Raw genomic sequence first — 15,217 nt, 5'->3', positions numbered from 1 at the left:
TGCTGACAAATAACAGTTATTCCGGCACCACTTGCACCTGACGATAATGACCATCGCCAGGCTTTGCAAGCTGATTGGCAAGGTAAGGCAAAGCCGTTTCCATCTCGGCCCACAAGGTCCAGGGCGGATTGATAACGATCATACCGCTGGCACTCATGCCGTAATCAGGGTGATCCGGTGCGATACCGAATTCAAAAAGCTGGATATTGCGAATACCACTTTTCTGTAACGACTTTTCCATTTCATCAATGCGTTGCCGTAACACCACCGGATACCAGATCAAATAGGTGCCGGTGGCGAAGCGTTGATGTGCATTGATGATCTGCTTGATCACATGCTGGTAGTCGCTCTTGATTTCATAGGAAGGATCAATCAGCACCAGGCCGCGCCGGTCCGGGGGAGGCAGCAGAGCCTGCAATCCCTGGAAGCCATCTTCTTCGATGACCTTGACGCGCGCGTCTTTACCGATGGCTTCGCGCAGCAGACGACAATCGGTACTGTGCAACTCATGCAAAAACAAACGGTCTTGTGGTCGCAAGTTGGCTTGCGTCAGCAGCGGAGAGCCGGGATATTGTGTCAACGCATGGTCGGGATTAAAGGCGCTGACAGCTGCGACATAGCCCGCGAGTAATGGCGGCAAATCCGGCTTTTGCCACAATTGGCCGATTCCGTTGTCATACTCACGATTCCTGATGGGCTGATGCCCGCCGAAACTGTAGCCACCGGCACCGGCATGTGTATCGATAATGCGCAAAGGTTTATCTTTTTGCTGCATATAGGACAGTGTGTGCAACCACACACTGTGTTTAAGGACATCGGCAAAATTGCCGGCGTGAAAAGCGTGGCGATAACTGAGCATCGGGTTCCTGTCGAGATATTGAATCGGCGCTGAGTATAACGGTTAACCCTGCGCTTTACGCAGGAAAGGTTTTACAAAAAATAACACCTTCCCGGCAAGCGCCCTTTGAGGAAAACCGTCAAAACGGTAAAGTAACGGCTATATTCAGGGGCGGTTGTCATCCCCGGAGGTGATGACGTGCAACTTCTGTGTGCAGGGTTTTCATTGGCTGTCAGGACCTTGTTGTAAATTGACTGTGTAGGATTCAACCTTGCTGCGACTCCCCGCTAATCTGCTATTGCCTGTCACTCTACTTGCCGCCCTCGGATGGAGTGCGTCTTCGGTCGCGCAGCCCAAACCGAATATTGAGATCAAGGGTGGGAGCGAAGCCCTGCGGGAAAATATCCGCCACTTTTTACCGCTGTACGAAGAAGCCTGCAAAACGCCGCCCTGGCGTTTACGCTCCCTGTTGCGCGAATCGGAACGCGAGATTACCGCAGCCGGACAAGCGCTTGGCTATTACCATCTGACCTTTGAGCACGAATTAACGCGCACGGACGATTGCTGGAATATGGTGATTACGGTCACTCCCGGCGACCCGGTGCTGGTTCAGGAAGTGCGCATCGTCATTAATGGTGATGGCGTCAACGACCCGGCATTTCAGCGCATCCAGGAAAAGCCCGGCATCGCCAAAGGCGACCGTTTAAATCACGGGCAATACGAAACCCTGAAGAATCGCTTCACCAGTCTGGCCGCCAATCGCGGTTATTTTGACGGCAAATTCCAGCACGCCCGGGTGGCGGTTAGCCTGGAACAGAACTCGGCGGTGGTGGAGTTGGTGTACGACACCGGACCACGCTATCGCATCGGTAACATCAACATTCAGCAGGACATCCTCAACGACAGCTTTGTGCAGCGTTACATTGAATTCAAGGAAGGCGATTACTACAGCGCGGAAGAGTTGCTCGAATTAAAGAGCATGTATAACAACAGCAATTTTTTCAGCACCGCAACCATCGCGCCGGACTTGCACGAACTGGAAGGTGAATCGGTACCCATCAATATTTCCCTGGAAGCGCGCAAGCGTTACAGCTATTCCGTGGGTGCCGGTGTGGCGACGGACACGGGGCCGCGCTTGTTGTTTGGGTTTGAAGATCGCTACATCAGCAGTCGCGGCCACTCACTGACGGCTGATCTCAGTTTGTCCGAAGTGACCTCAACCTTTGAAACGGCCTACAACATTCCGATGACACGGCCGGCATACGAGCACCTGAAAATCTATACCGGTTACGAACGTAGCAATACCGACTCCAGTCGCAGTGACCTGTACAAGGTCGGTACCAGCTATACGCGTTTTGAGGACAACGATTGGTTGTACACCTACGCCCTGAATTACGAACGTGAAGATTCGGCGGTGGGCAGTGAAGACGAGCAGCGCACGCACTTATTAATTCCATCCGTCAGTATTTTTCACACCAAAACCGATGGCAATCCGAGTTATCCCCGGCAGGGCTGGAATTTACTGGCTCGCTTGTCGGGCTCGCCGGAAACCCTTGGTTCCAGTGTCAGTTTTGTGCAGCTTTACGGTCGCGCCAAATATATTCATCCGCTGGGTAAGGGCCGTTTGTTGCTGCGCGCGGAAGCGGGCATGACCGAGGTTGATGAGCTGACCAGCTTGCCCGCGTCGGTACGTTTCTTTGCCGGTGGTGACGCCAGCGTGCGCGGTTACGACTATGAATCGCTGGGACCAAAAGAGGACATTGAAGTAGATGGTGAAATTGTCAGTGAAGTGGTCGGTGGTAATAACCTGCTGGTAACCAGCATTGAATACGATTATCTGGTGCGCCCCAAATGGGCTATTGCTGCGTTTTATGATCAGGGTAATGCCGGCAATGATTTTGATTTCGATTTTGCGCGCAGTGTCGGGTTAGGTGTGCGTTGGATTTCCCCCATTGGTCCGGTGCGTATTGATGTGGCCAAGGCACTGGACGAAGGTCGCGGTTGGGCTCTGCATTTAAGTATGGGGCCCGACTTATGATTATCCGTTGGTTAAAACGCATCATCCTCGGCGTATTGTTAGTGGTGCTGGCCAGCCTCGCCTCTATCAGTGCGTTGGTGGCGACGGAAGATGGCAGCCGCTGGTTAATCGGTAAGGTCGTGAAGTGGTTGCCGGAGCGCATTGGCACACTGGAAATCGGTGAGCTCAAAGGCAATTTATTGACCGGCCTGGACGTTACCTTTTTTGATTTTAAACAGCACCGCGACGGCCAGTTGCACCAGCGCTATCGCGCAAAAGATGTGTCCTTTCGCTGGCAGCCTTTTGCGTTGCTCTACAGTGCGGTGTCGGTGCAATCACTGGAAGCGAAAGACATCAATATTATCTTGCCGCCACCTTCGGGCGAACCCCGGGCAGAGCCTTTTGAGTGGCCCAGTTTTGCGTTGCCGGTGCGTATCGAATTGGGTGATGTGCAACTGCGCGATATTTATATTCAGCGCGGCCGGCAACCACTGGTTTATCTGCAAAGCATCAGTGGGTCACTCAGCCTCGGCACATTTAATTTCCGCATGGATGAATTTGCGGTAGTGACTCCCAGCTACGGCGCGGAAGTGTCCGGGCGCATCGGTTTGCGCTTTCCCTATGCGGCGAGTTTGAACACAAACTGGTTTTATGATTTGCCGGTGCGGGAAGGGGCCGAGCAAGATCCGGTGCATTTCAGCGGTGCCGGTGACGTGCGTGGCGATATCCAGGAACTGGATATTGAACACCAGCTCGCCACGCCGTTTATTATTGCCTCGGAAGGAACCTTCCTGCCCAATCTGGTTACCGAAGAGGATCAGCCACGCCAATCCCCGGAAGTGAAATTACAAAACGAATGGCAGGACCAGCAATTACTTGCGCGCTGGTTTCCTGCGAATCTTGTGCCCCCGATCAGCAGCGCGACCCTGGATGTTTCCGGCTGGTACGACAATTATCACGCGCTACTGAACGGCGAGGTTACTCAGGAAGCGTTAGGTGAATTTGCGGTGCAAGCTGATGTGCGCGGCGATCTCAAACACGTCGATATTGCGGAATTGGCTGTGCAGCAAATCAATCGCGATGACATCGCCCCGACATCGCAACCGGCCGAGCTAAAAACCAACGGGGAAGTAACCTGGTTGCCGGCCGTTAACTGGGAATTATCGCTGGCAGCGGAACATGTAAATCCGGCGCATTATCTGCCGGAGTGGCCGGGCAACCTGCGGATTAATCTGCTAACCACCGGCGGCTATAGCGCCGCTAACGGTGAGGTAACGGATGGCAATGCGCCGAATGAGTCGGTGAAAAAAACGCTGTCGGTGCGTATTACCGAGCTGGCCCTGAACGGTCAGTTGCGTGGCCTTGAGGCGACCGGCAGGGGCGATGCGGGTTATGACGGGCAGCGCTGGTTCAGTGACCAATTGCGTTTGACGTTGGGGGCTAATCAGATACAAGTCTCCGGCAGTTACAGCGATCAGATTGATATGCAATGGCAAGTGAATGCTCCCTTGCTGGCGCAAATTGATCCGCGCATTACCGGCACCTTATCCACCACCGGACGCTTGCAGGGCAGCTTATCCGAACCGCGCATGGAGGCGACCGCTCAAGGTAAGAACCTGCAATATCAGGGGTATGCGCTGGACAATGTGGACTTGCAACTGGAACGCACCGGCGCGGGCAATTATGCCTTGGCACTGACGGCGCAGGATGTGCAAATTAACCAGCAACGGCTCGAACAACTTCAACTCAACGGGGCCGGCAACCTGGCGCAACATCAACTGCAAGCCAAGGTAAACAGCGATACCTACGGGGAGCTGACGTTTGATGTGCAGAGCCGTTACGACCAGGGCACATGGCGCGGTAAATTTGACGCGCTTGAAATCGATATGGACAAACTACCGCGCTGGTGGTTGACCAGCAGCGAATGGATTCAGGTGGATGCGCAACAGGCCAGCACCGGTAAACAGTGTTTAACAACCCGTGTGCGCTGGGGGAATGCCAACCGCACAGAGGGCACAACAGACACCGATGTCGCAGACAATAGCGACGCGACGGTTGATGAAGACTCCTCCGCTGAAACACCGCAGCTATGCATCCAGGGCGAGTGGCAGGCACAGAGTGGTGTGCAACTGCAAGCCAGCCTGTTTGCCGCGCCCTTGCGTCAGGCGCGTCCCTGGTTAAAACCCGATGTGACCCTCGGCGGTGTGGTGGACGGTGAAGTGAATTTTCGTCTGGACACGAATCTGCCTAATAAAACTTCCGCATTCAGTGGCATGACCGCCAGCGTCAATATGCAAACCCGCGATGGGGAATTGCGCTATCAATTTGCGGATGAAGAACCCAATGTTTACGTCTGGGACAGTGCGCAGTTAACCGCGAATGTGGAAGACGGCAAACTCGATGGCCGTTTTGTGATGGATTGGGCCCAATACGGTGACGTGCAGGCGACGACACAAATAGATTTTGAGCGCGAAGATATCACCGGCGACGTCACGGCAAACTTTACCGACCTGGCACCACTGGAGGCGTTGATTCCCTTTGCCGATGATGTGCAGGGGCGCCTGGCGGCGGATGTGCAGATCAGCGGCACGTTGCAGCAGCCTGATGTGGTCGGGCAATTGAATCTGGTGGAAGGCGTGGCCAAGTTGCCGCGCCTCGGTGTTGAGTTGACGGCGGTAACGGCGCGCCTGCAAAGCCAGCGCGGCGGCAACATTGACTTACGCGCGTCGGCGAAATCCGGCCCCGGCAATCTCCAGATCACGGGTGATCTGAATAATCTGGGAAGTGATAACTGGCAGTTACAGGGCAATGTCACTGGCGACAACTTTCAGGTGCTCCAGCAGCAACAGTTAAACGCCAACATCAGCCCGGCTATCGACCTCTCGGCCAGCAGCGAGGCCATCCGCATTCAAGGTACCACCGTCATTCCCTATGCGCGCGCCGAAATAAAAGCCTTACCGCCCAGCGCTACGCGGGTGTCGAAGGATGTGGTGATTATTGACGATGAGCGCGAAGAAACTAATGTCGTCGGTATTCCTGTCTTCATCAATCTCGATCTGGAAATCGGTAAGGATGTCCACTTCAACGGCTTCGGTCTGGACAGCAAGCTGGTCGGGAAAATCAATATCCTGCAATCGCCACCGCGCGCGCTGTTGACCACCGGATACGTCAGCGTGGTGGATGGTATCTACAAGGCTTACGGTCAGGAGCTTGAGATTGAGCGCGGGCGGCTGTTATTCCAGGGGCCTTACGATAACCCCGGCCTGGATATTCGCGCCGTGCGTGAAACGCCGGAATACGAAGTCAGCCTGGAGATTGGCGGCACCCTGCAACAACCCAGCAGCCAGATTATTCCCGGCGATGGTTTATCGGAAAGCCAAAGTATGGCAATCCTGCTCACCGGTAAGCCGCTGTCGGAAGCCTCTGCGGCCGATGCCTATATGTTGCTCAGTGCCGTCAGCGGGTTGGGGATGAGCAGCGGGCCGGGCATCCAGGAAGAGATTGCGCGTACCCTCCACGTCGATGAGCTCACTATCCGCTCTGACGACGGTCTGGAGCAAAGCTCGCTGTCGGTGGGCAAATACCTTAGCCCACGCTTGTTCGTGCGCTACGTAGTCGGCCTGTTCGATCAGGCATTCAGCGTGGAGATGGAGTACCAGATGACCGACCGGTTACGTCTGGAAGCGACATCGGGCGAGGCGCAGAGCATTGATATGGTCTATAAGATTGAGCGTTGACCCGATTTATCAACAATGCCGCTGACTGTTCAGGTGTGAATAAAACCCCATGCTGTTATCACCGCCACTGGCATTTCAGTACATTTAAGGGTATGTTTGTCATCTAGACTATAAGTGGGTTTTGCCCTTACCAACATCCCGGATGATAAATACTCCAGTAACACAATAAATAAGAAAATTGATCTATGAATACCAACTCGCAAAGACTGTCCGTGACGGAAAAGATTGGTTATAGCCTGGGCGACCTGGCAGCCAACCTGATCTTCCAAACCCTGGTTACCTTTATTGCCTTCTTCTACACCGATGTGTACGGCATTCCGCCGGCACAGGCGGCCGGGATTACCGCGATCGGCGGTATTGTCGGTGCCTTGTTTACGCCGGTAATGGGGATTATTGCTGACCGCACCTCGACCCGCTGGGGTAAATTCCGCCCCTGGGTGTTGTGGACCGCTATTCCCTTTGGTGGTCTGGCCTTGTTGGCGTTCAGCACGCCCAACTTCAGCGAGGGCGGCAAGGTGGCCTATGCCTATGCCACGTACATCCTCTTGCTCCTGATCTATGCCGCCAACAACCTGCCGTACTCCGCCCTGAGTGGTGTGCTGACCGGCAGCATGGCGGATCGCAACAGCCTGTCGTCCTACCGCTTTGTGGCGGTGATGGTGGCGCAGTTCATTATCCAGGTGCTGCTGCTGCCCCTGGTGTTGATCCTCGGTGGCGGCGATAAAGCGCTGGGGTTTGAAAAGGCGATGCTGTTTTTCTCCATTACCGGCACGATCTTTTTCCTCATCACCTTTCTTACCACGCGCGAGCGGGTTTTGCCGGTGGTGGAATCGCGCAATACCGTGGGCCAGGATGTGTCAGACCTGGTCAGAAACCTGCCCTGGCTGGTGATGTTGATTGTCACAGTGCTGGTGTTTGTTACCCTGCCGCTGAAAGGCGGTATGTATATTTATTATTTCCAGAACTACCTGAGCGAGCCGCACCTCGCCAGCTTCCTGCAAAACATTGGCTTCAATGGCTTTATTGCCGGATTGAACAGCTTGTTGACCAGCCTGGGGCTCACAGAATTTGCCTGGCCGGAGGATGCTCCCACCTCGGCGTTCAGCCTGTTTAACGCGTGCGGCATCATCATGATGATTATCGGTATTGGCTTCTCCAAGCGGCTGGCTGATAAATTTGGCAAGCGCAATGTGTTTGGTGTGGCCTTGTTTATTTCGACGATTTTTATCGCGATCTTCTATTTCTTCCCGCCCGACAGTATCGGAATTATCTTTATCTCCCAGATACTGCACGGTTTCTTCTATGGCATCACCATTCCCCTGTTGTGGGCGATGATTGCGGACGTGGCGGACTATTCGGAGTGGAAGAACAACCGTCGCGCGACCGCGATTGTTTTTTCCGCGATGATCCTCGGCCTCAAGGGCGGCCTGACCATCGGCAGCTCACTGGTATCGGGCATTCTGGCCATGTACGGCTATAACGCATCCCTGGCAGAGCAGGCCCCGGAAACCATCGGCGGGATTCAAATGGCCGTCAGTATCTATGCCTCCTTGCCCTTCTTCCTTGCGGCGGGGTGCATGTTCTTCTACGCCATCAACAAACCCCTTGAACTTAAAATTGAAGCAGACCTGGCCGCGCGTCGTTTGGCCGGTGCAAAAACGTTATAACGGAGATTCACATCATGTCCGACGACAATCAGGATTATCAGGCACTGGCCGCCAAGGCGATTTCACAACCCCTGGTTACCCATATCTACACCGCTGATCCATCGGCCCATGTGTTCGACGGCAAGCTCTATATCTACCCGTCCCACGATATCGATGCGGGTATTCCGTTTAACGACAACGGTGATCACTTCGGTATGGAGGATTACCACGTTCTGCGGATGGACGGCCCCAACAGCAAGGCGGAAGACTGCGGTGTAGCACTGCATGTGAAAGATGTGCCCTGGGCTGAGCGGCAAATGTGGGCGCCGGATGCGGCCACCAAAGACGGCAAATACTATCTATACTTCCCTGCCAAACGCGCCAATGGCCTGTTCCAGATTGGTGTCGCCATTGGCGACCATCCCGCCGGCCCCTTCAAGGCCGAGCCGGAAGCCATCGAAGGCAGCTACTCCATCGACCCGGCGGTGTACCGGGATGACGACGGCGAGCACTACATCTACTTCGGCGGTATTTGGGGCGGGCAATTGCAGTGCTACCGCGACAACACCTACAGCCCGGATTATCAGGAGCCGACAGCTAACGAGCCTGCATTAGGACCACGCGTTGCGCGTTTGTCTGCCGATATGAAACAGTTTGCTGAAACTCCTCGCGAATTGGTGATTCTGGACGAACAGGGCAAGCCTTTATTGGCTGGCGACAACGCACGCCGCTATTTTGAAGGCCCCTGGATGCACAAGTATCAGGGTAAGTACTACCTCTCTTACTCCACCGGCGACACCCACTTTTTGTGTTACGCCACCAGCGATAATCCCTACGGACCCTTCACTTACCAGGGCCAAATTCTTACCCCGGTGGTGGGTTGGACGACGCATCATTCTATTTGTGAGTTTGAAGGCAAGTGGTATTTGTTCTATCACGATTCCATCTTATCCGGCGGTGTAACACATTTGCGGTCGGTGAAGATGACGGAGCTGAAGTACGATGACCAAGGGCGGATTTTGACCATCGAACCCTATAAGCGTTAATCACTCCTTGCTGTTCTCAAGTTGCATAATTGACGACGCGATGATGTGAGTTTGCTGCCAAGGCTTATGTTTCGAAACCTTCAAGTCAGGGACGACTTGAAGGAGCTACAGGGATGTATTCATGCGTTTTCGAAACATAAGCCTTGGTGGCAAACGTATCTCGAAGTGCTCATTTCCCCTAGCTGCTATATCTCCCTTTTCCTATTTGTTTTAACCTTTTTAACTTGATCCTCGTTGCGCTTTTATTATATTGTAATACAATATTACTGATTAATAATCATAACGAGCAGGATCTATACCCATGTCTGTTATCCATTCTTACGCGCGTCGCGCGCTCTTGCCCTTGATTCTGGTTGGGGCTGCCACCGTCCAGGCGGACAATCCGATCTTTAAAGATGTGCTTACTGCCGACCCGGCCGCCATGGTGCACGACGGTACCGTTTACCTGTACACCGGCCATGATGAGGCTAAAGACAACACCAAATTTTATGAGATGCATAAGTGGCTGGTGTTTTCGTCTACCGATATGGTGAATTGGAAGGAGCACGGGCCGAAGTTGTCGGTGAAGGATTTTAAATGGGCCAAGGGTGATGCCTGGGCGGCCCATGTGATTGAGAAGGGTGGCAAGTTTTATTGGTATGTGACGGTGCGTCACGCGACGATCAATGGTTTTGCGATTGGTGTGGCGGTGGCTGATAGTCCGCTCGGTCCGTTTAAGGATGCATTGGGTAAAGCGCTGGTCAGCAATGACATGACCACTGATACCAACATTGATTGGGATGATCTCGATCCGGCGGCGTTTATCGATGATGACGGTCAGGCGTATCTGTTCTGGGGTAATACCAAGCCGCGTTACGCCAAATTAAAAGACAACATGATTGAGTTGGATGGTCCGATCCATGCCATTGAGGGTTTGCCGAATTTCACCGAGGCGCTTTGGGCGCATAAGCACGGCGAATATTACTACCTGACCTATGCCATGGGCTTTCCGGAGAAAATTGGTTATGCCATGAGCAAGAGCATCACGGGGCCTTGGGAGTACAAGGGCATCCTGAATGAGCTGGCGGGTAACTCCAATACCAATCACCAGTCCATTATCGAATTTAAAGGTCGTTCGTTCTTTATTTATCACACCGGTGGTCATGTGCCTGATGGTGGCAGCTTCCGTCGTTCGGTGGCGATTGATGATTTGCATTACAACCCGGACGGTACGATCAAGCGCATCGTTATGAGTAGTGAAGGTGTTGCGCCGGTCAAATAATTTTCCTGCTGTTTTCCTCCGCTGTTTTATTGTTAGTTGGTGTTTTGCAGTCGATGTTTTGCCGCTGCATGTTCGCTTCACGGCCAGCCCCCTCACTGGCCGTTTTTTTGCATCTCGCTAGTACTTCGTAGTCCGCTTGTCATTAGGGCATGGATTTCGAAAACGCATACATACGTCCCTGTAGCTCCCTCAATTCATTCATGAATTGAGGGTTTCGAAATCCATGCCCTAACGCCAAGCTCGCATGGGACAAATAACTAGAGGTATATTTGACTATTTCTATCGGGAGCGGCTCTGATCCCATTGACAAGTGCCGCTTTTTTTGAATAATATTATCATACAATATAGATAAATCGCTGAGGCCTTCGGTTCCTTTCGGCTCAGCCTGTCCAACAAGGTGATTTATGACGTCTTATGCCCTGGGCCTGGATTATGGCTCGGATTCGGTTAGAGCCCTGTTAGTCGATACCCGTAGCGGTGCTGAGGTGGCCACCAACGTGGTGTATTACCCGCGCTGGAAGAAGGGTTTGTATTGCGTGCCGGCCAAAGATCAGTTCCGGCAGCATCCGCTGGATTACCTCGAAAGTCTGGAGGCGGTGGTGCGGGGTTTGTGGGCCAAGGCGCCCGGCGGTGCGGCGGCGCAGGTCGTGGGCATCAGTTTTGATACCACCGGCTCAACGCCGGTAGCGGTGGATGCGGAGGGTGTTGCGCTCGCATTGAAGCCCGAGTTTGCGGATAACCCCAACGCGATGTTTGTGTTGTGGAAAGACCACACGGCGATCAAAGAGGCGCAGCAAATTACTGCAGCGGCCAATCAGGCGCCGGTGAATTATTTGAAATATGAAGGCGGTATTTATTCGTCCGAATGGTTTTGGGCGAAGGCGTTGCATGTGCTGCGCGAAGACGCTGCCGTGCGCGCGGCGACTTATTATTGGGTTGAGCATTGCGATTGGATGTCGGCGGTGCTGACCGATACTACTCATCCCACCAAGCTGCGTATGGGTCGTTGCGCGACCGGCCACAAAGTGATGTGGCATGAAAGCTGGGGCGGTTATCCGCCCAATGAATTTTTTGTGGGCATTGATCCGTTGTTGGATGGCCTGCGTGATCGCTTGCCGAAAGAGACATTTGCTTCCGATCAGGCGGTTGGTCCGCTTACCGCCGCCTGGGCCGACAAACTCGGTTTGCCTGCGGGTATTCCGGTCGGTTTCAGCGCGTTCGATTGCCATATGGGCGCGGTGGCGGCCAACGTAAAACCCGGTGTGCTGACGAAGATTATGGGTACGTCTACATGCGACATTACTGTCGCGAGTTATGCCGACATCGGCGAAAAATGTATTCGCGGTATCTGCGGCCAGGTGGACGGTTCGGTGATGCCGGGCATGGTGGGGCTTGAGGCCGGGCAATCCGCGTTTGGCGATTTGTATGCCTGGTTCCGCAATGTATTGATGTGGCCGGCGATCAATGTGCTGCAACAATCTACTGTCGTGGACGATGCGACCAAAGCCACACTGATTCAGGATCTGGAAGACAACACGCTGCGCATGCTCGGCGATGCCGCCAGCAAAATTCCGGCAGGCGAAACCGGTATTACCGCGCTGGATTGGGTGAACGGCCGCCGCACGCCGGATGCCGACCAGACTTTATCCATGGCCATCACCGGTTTGAAGATGGGCAGCCAGGCGCCGCATATCTTTCGCGCATTGGTAGAAGCAACGGCATTCGGTGCGCGCGCAATCATCGAACGCTTTAAATCAGAAGGCGTGGCGATTGATTCCGTCGTTGTGATCGGCGGTATCTCCAAAAAGTCTGACTTTGTTATGCAAGTCTGTGCCGATGTGTGGAATTGCCCCATCGATGTTTTAGAGAGCGAACAAAGTTGTGCACTGGGTGCGGCGATCTTTGCTGCAACGGTAGGCGGTGCATATCCCGACGTGGCCAGCGCACAAAAAGCCATGGCATCACCGGTATGTAAAACCTATCAACCGGACGCAGCAACCGCAAAAATTTACGAGAGCCTGTATCAAAAATACCAACAGCTCGGTGCCTTTGTGAGCGGAAATGCGTCAGGAGGTTCGTTATGAGTTATCGCGAATTAAAACGTGCCGCCTACGAAGCCAACATGGAATTGCAGCGCCGTAACCTGGTGGTTTATACCTGGGGCAATGTATCAGAGATTGATCGCGATAAAGGTGTGATCGCCATCAAGCCCAGCGGCGTGGCTTACGAGAAATTAACCGCCGATGACATGGTCATTGTCGATCTGGACAACAACATCGTTGAAGGCAATTTGCGCCCGTCTTCCGATACCAAAACCCACACGCATTTGTATCGCCATTTTGAAACCATTGGGGGTGTTACGCATACCCACTCAACCTATGCCACCGCCTGGGCGCAAACCCAACAAGGTATTCCCTGTTATGGCACCACACATGCTGATTATGCCTACGGAGAAATTCCATGCACGGCCGTGATGACTGATGAGCAAATCACGCGCGATTACGAAGAAGAAACCGGTGTGCAGATTACCGATTGTTTTAAAGAACGCAGCCCGGTGGAAGTGCCGATGGTGATTGTCGCGGGACACGCACCATTTACCTGGGGCAAGAGTGCGGCAGAAGCGGTTTACCACGCGGTGATTCTGGAAGAGATTGCGCGCATGGCCTATCTCACCAAAACCCTGGATCAACAGGTCGCGCCGTTAAAGCAGGGCATCGTGGACAAACATTATCTGCGTAAGCATGGCAAGAATGCTTACTACGGCCAATCGAAATAAAGATTTATACAACAGGTCTGCCCGTGCGCAGCCAACGTAACAATTGATAAAAGTAAACAATTGACAAAACACCAACGTTATTTTGAGGAATCAGTAATGAAGATTTTCGGCAATAAAGAAGTGTGGCTGGTCACCGGTTCCCAACACCTGTACGGCCCTGGCGTCTTGAAGCAAGTGGCAGAAAACAGTCAAAAAATTGCCGAGTCGCTGACGGCCTCGGACAAGATTTCAATCAAGATCGTCGCGCAGGACACGGTGAAATCTCCCGGCGAAATCCTGTCAGTTTGCCAACGCGCGAATAGCGATGAAAATTGCGTGGGTCTGATCCTGTGGATGCACACCTTTTCTCCAGCGAAGATGTGGATCTCCGGTCTGAAAGCGCTCAACAAACCTTACATGCATTTACACACGCAGTTTAATGCGGAGCTGCCGTTTGCTGATATCAACATGCATTTTATGAACCTGAATCAGAGCGCCCACGGCGACCGCGAATTTGGTCACGTCAGCACGCGGCTGCGTCAGGATCGCAAAGTAGTAGTGGGCCACTGGTCAACCGATTCTGTGCAAAAACAAATCGACAGCTGGTGCCGCGTCGCTATGGGTTGGAACGAAAGTCACAACCTGAAAGTCGCGCGCTTCGGCGACAACATGCGGCAAGTGGCTGTGACCGACGGCGATAAAGTCTCCGCACAAATTCAATTCGGTTACGAAGTTCACGCTTATGGTTTGGGCGATCTGCAAAACGTTGTGGATGCCGTAACCGATGAAGAAGTAGCTAAACAAATCGACGTCTATCGCGCAGAGTACGATGTATCTCCTGCTGTATTTGATGATGAACATCAATTCCAGATGCTGAAAAATGAAGCTCGCCTGGAGTTGGGTATGCTGAAATTTTTAACCGAAGGCGGCTTCGGTGCATTCACCAACTGCTTTGAAAATTTAACCGGCTTGACCAACTTGCCCGGCCTGGCAACCCAGCGTTTGATGGCCGCCGGTTTTGGTTACGGTGGTGAAGGCGACTGGAAAACCGCCGCTATGGTACGCATCGCCAAAGTGATGTCCAAAGGTCGCGCAGGTGGTTCTTCGTTTATGGAAGATTACACCTATCACTTCGGCGCACCGGATCAGGTGTTGGGCGCGCATATGCTGGAAGTGTGTCCGTCTATCGCCGCCGAAAAACCGAAACTGGAAGTGCACCTGCACACCATCGGTTGCCGCAACGACATCGCACGTTTGATCTTTACCGGCAAACCCGGCCCGGCGTTGTGTATTTCTGTCATTGATCTGGGTACGCGTTTCCGCATGATTATCAACGAAGTGGATACCGTGAACCCGCCACAAGAATTACCAAATCTGCCAGTGGCAAAAGCCCTGTGGGAACCGCGCCCGAATCTTGAAGTTGCAGCAGCTTCCTGGATTCACGCTGGCGGTGCGCATCACAGTGCTTACACTCAGGGTATTACGGCGGATGAAGCGGTTGATCTGGCGGAGATGGCGGGTATCGAAGCGATTGTGATTGGTGCGGATACCACCGTGCGTAATTTGAAAACCGAATTGCGTCATAACGCGGCGTTTTATCATTTGAGTCAGGGTGTTTGATTGGTGTGGTGGGCGATTGGGTGACGGTGGGTGAGACACGCCGTAAACCCATCCGTGGGGGCTCAGCAGCGACGTCCTGTCGCTGATGGTCTCACCCACCGTCACCCAATCACCCCGGCAAGTTTTTCGTCACCCCAACAAAAAGCGGAACCCGTAGGTCGGATTAGCCGCGCAGCGGCGTAATCCGACGCGATGCCCAAAATTGGCAAAAAATTCATTGTTGTGCACGGATTAAATTTCACATAAAGCAATTGAAACTTCCTGAATCTTGTTAAGAGTTTCGAAGAACTCTGCTTT

General features: G+C 53.3%; 9 protein-coding genes. 8 read left to right on the top strand and 1 reads right to left on the bottom strand.

The window, feature by feature from the left end:
• Window positions 1–16 precede the first annotated feature (16 nt).
• A complete protein-coding gene (locus tag CBR65_RS10800) occupies window positions 17–859 on the bottom strand; it encodes a 23S rRNA (adenine(2030)-N(6))-methyltransferase RlmJ (RefSeq protein WP_087466857.1) in 843 nt (280 codons plus the stop codon).
• 250 nt (window positions 860–1,109) lie between these two features.
• Here CBR65_RS10800 and CBR65_RS10795 point away from each other — a divergent pair, with 250 nt between their 5' ends.
• From CBR65_RS10795 to araA, 8 genes are all read left to right on the top strand, one after another.
• Window positions 1,110–2,876 carry an autotransporter assembly complex family protein gene (locus tag CBR65_RS10795; RefSeq protein ID WP_087466856.1) on the top strand — a complete coding sequence of 589 codons (1,767 nt, stop codon included), beginning with the start codon at window positions 1,110–1,112 and terminating at the stop codon, window positions 2,874–2,876.
• Window positions 2,873–6,592, top strand: coding sequence for a translocation/assembly module TamB domain-containing protein (locus CBR65_RS10790; protein WP_087466855.1), 3,720 nt, complete (start codon window positions 2,873–2,875; stop codon window positions 6,590–6,592). Before CBR65_RS10795 ends, CBR65_RS10790 begins: the two co-directional genes overlap by 4 nt.
• Before the next feature lie 185 nt (window positions 6,593–6,777).
• Window positions 6,778–8,259, top strand: a complete 1,482-nt coding sequence (locus tag CBR65_RS10785) for an MFS transporter (protein ID WP_087466854.1) — start codon at window positions 6,778–6,780, stop codon at window positions 8,257–8,259.
• A 14-nt stretch (window positions 8,260–8,273) separates the two neighbouring features.
• The gene (locus CBR65_RS10780; protein WP_087466853.1) at window positions 8,274–9,284 is read left to right on the top strand and encodes a glycoside hydrolase family 43 protein; all 1,011 of its coding nucleotides are present in this window, start codon (window positions 8,274–8,276) and stop codon (window positions 9,282–9,284) included.
• A 301-nt stretch (window positions 9,285–9,585) separates the two neighbouring features.
• A complete protein-coding gene (locus CBR65_RS10775; protein WP_087466852.1) occupies window positions 9,586–10,545 on the top strand; it encodes a glycoside hydrolase family 43 protein in 960 nt (319 codons plus the stop codon).
• 404 nt (window positions 10,546–10,949) lie between these two features.
• Window positions 10,950–12,629, top strand: a complete 1,680-nt coding sequence (locus CBR65_RS10770; RefSeq protein ID WP_087466851.1) for a ribulokinase — start codon at window positions 10,950–10,952, stop codon at window positions 12,627–12,629.
• Window positions 12,626–13,321, top strand: coding sequence for an L-ribulose-5-phosphate 4-epimerase (locus CBR65_RS10765; RefSeq protein WP_087466850.1), 696 nt, complete (start codon window positions 12,626–12,628; stop codon window positions 13,319–13,321). The genes CBR65_RS10770 and CBR65_RS10765 overlap by 4 nt, the downstream gene beginning before the upstream one ends.
• A 96-nt stretch (window positions 13,322–13,417) precedes the next feature.
• Entirely contained in the window at window positions 13,418–14,920 is a 1,503-nt protein-coding gene (gene araA / locus CBR65_RS10760) for an L-arabinose isomerase (RefSeq protein WP_087466849.1), read from the top strand.
• The last annotated feature ends 297 nt before the right edge of the window (window positions 14,921–15,217 follow it).

The organism is Cellvibrio sp. PSBB006, from assembly GCF_002162135.1.
Lineage (GTDB): Bacteria > Pseudomonadota > Gammaproteobacteria > Pseudomonadales > Cellvibrionaceae > Cellvibrio.
Note: the sequence above shows the minus strand (reverse complement) of the source record. Positions and strands in the feature narration are given on the sequence as shown.

What these genes read in the sequence shown, in the direction of transcription:
- CBR65_RS10800 (WP_087466857.1), bottom strand. Translation starts at nt 859, where the DNA reads ATGCTCAGTTATCGCCACGCTTTTCACGCCGGCAATTTTGCCGATGTC.
- CBR65_RS10790 (WP_087466855.1), top strand. Translation starts at nt 2,873, where the DNA reads ATGATTATCCGTTGGTTAAAACGCATCATCCTCGGCGTATTGTTAGTG.
- CBR65_RS10785 (WP_087466854.1), top strand. Translation starts at nt 6,778, where the DNA reads ATGAATACCAACTCGCAAAGACTGTCCGTGACGGAAAAGATTGGTTAT.
- CBR65_RS10780 (WP_087466853.1), top strand. Translation starts at nt 8,274, where the DNA reads ATGTCCGACGACAATCAGGATTATCAGGCACTGGCCGCCAAGGCGATT.
- CBR65_RS10775 (WP_087466852.1), top strand. Translation starts at nt 9,586, where the DNA reads ATGTCTGTTATCCATTCTTACGCGCGTCGCGCGCTCTTGCCCTTGATT.
- CBR65_RS10770 (WP_087466851.1), top strand. Translation starts at nt 10,950, where the DNA reads ATGACGTCTTATGCCCTGGGCCTGGATTATGGCTCGGATTCGGTTAGA.
- CBR65_RS10765 (WP_087466850.1), top strand. Translation starts at nt 12,626, where the DNA reads ATGAGTTATCGCGAATTAAAACGTGCCGCCTACGAAGCCAACATGGAA.
- araA (WP_087466849.1), top strand. Translation starts at nt 13,418, where the DNA reads ATGAAGATTTTCGGCAATAAAGAAGTGTGGCTGGTCACCGGTTCCCAA.